The 1,618-nt window shown below is 24.7% G+C and carries 1 protein-coding gene; it reads right to left on the bottom strand.

Features of this window, described 5'->3' with window-relative positions; genetic code table 11:
- Positions 1-306: 306 nt before the first annotated feature.
- Positions 307-1,596 carry an IS110 family RNA-guided transposase gene (locus C7380_RS13395; RefSeq protein WP_109606750.1) on the bottom strand — a complete coding sequence of 430 codons (1,290 nt, stop codon included), beginning with the start codon at positions 1,594-1,596 and terminating at the stop codon, positions 307-309.
- Between the last annotated feature and the right edge of the window lie 22 nt (positions 1,597-1,618).

Raw genomic sequence — 1,618 nt, 5'->3', positions numbered from 1 at the left:
AAATTAAAAAAAACAAAAAAATATAAAAGATAATAAATAATGAAAGAAATTTTATTTATTAAAAAATTAATAAACATAAAATATGGTAGTAGTTACCATTAATTAGTTAATATTAGGTCAAATATCAACCACATATACTCAGGTAGCTTAACCTCCCATATCTCACTGGCTCTAAGGCCAAAATTCCTTCGTTCTGCTTATCCTAAGGTGGTTTGTCAGCTTTGCTCCTAAACTGGGTCGTGCCCTAATGGAAAATATTATGCCGACTTAACTCACTTTTAGTTATTATTGTTATTATTTAATAATCTATACAGTTAAGAACTGTATCTTTTTATTTCCATGAATATCATTAATTAATTTACTTGGGTCATATTCTATATTCTTTTTTATTAATGTATATATTATTTTAATTAATTTAGCCATTAAAGCTATAAGTGATTGTTTTTTCTTTAAAGGATTTTTTGTTCTATTAGTATAATATTTATGAATTAATTTAAATTCATTATTTTTAGCTACCATTGGTAGTATGGCTTTAAATAATAAACTTCTTAATCTTTTTCTACCTCTTTTAGTTATTGTTGTTTTACCTTTATGTTTACCGGAACTAGTTTCTTTTAAATTTAAACCTGCTAATTTAATTATTTGTTTTGGATGACTAAATCTATTAATATTTCCTACTTCTGCAATAAATCCAGATATAGTTATTATTCCAATACCTTTAATTGTTAAAGCTTTTTCTATTCCTGGTATTTTATATACTAATATTTTTAATTTTTCTTCAATTTCATTTAATTCTTTTTCTACTTTTTTATACTCTTTTACCAAATATAATATTTCATATTTAGCCATTAATAATCCTTCTGTTATACCTACAGATTCTTTTGCTATATTTATTAATTTATTTGCTCTTTTTATTCCAACTGCTCTTTTTACATCTTTTTTCCATATTTCTAATATTTCTTCTGCTGTATAATTTAATACTTGAGTTGGTGTTGCCATGGTTTGTAATGTAATCATTGATGCTTTTCCATATATTCCTTTAAATACTTTTTTATATTCCGGAAAGTATATATCTAACCATCTTTCTATTCTATTTTTTATTGCATATATTTTTTTCTTTATTACTTCACGTATTTCATTTGTTTTTCTTAATTCTGCATATATCCCAACCGGCATATATGGTATATTATATCTGCCGTCTTTAACTAACATCGCTATTGTTTTTGGATCCTTTCTATCACTTTTACTTGGTGTGTTATCATCTAATTCTTTTGCTTGTTTTACATGATATGGATTTACTTGTACTAACTTCATTCCTCTTTTATTTACATAATTTGCTAATGTATACCAATAATGTCCTGTTGGTTCTATTCCTATTATTATCTTTTCTTTTTTTTCCTTTCTTTTTATTTCTTTTATATATTCTTCTAATTTCCTGAACCCTTCTATATTTGACTTGAATTTTATTACTTTTCCTAATTCTATCCCTCTATTGTCAAATACTCTTGCATAATGGGTTTCTTTTGCTATATCTACTCCCACTACTAATGTTTTTTCATCCACTTGTTTTATTTTATTATTTTGTGTATAATTCATTTAGGTTCCTCCTTTGTAAAAT

Source organism: Oceanotoga teriensis, assembly GCF_003148465.1.
Classification (GTDB): domain Bacteria; phylum Thermotogota; class Thermotogae; order Petrotogales; family Petrotogaceae; genus Oceanotoga; species Oceanotoga teriensis.
Note: the sequence above shows the minus strand (reverse complement) of the source record. Positions and strands in the feature narration are given on the sequence as shown.

What these genes read in the sequence shown, in the direction of transcription:
- C7380_RS13395 (WP_109606750.1), bottom strand. Translation starts at nt 1,596, where the DNA reads ATGAATTATACACAAAATAATAAAATAAAACAAGTGGATGAAAAAACA.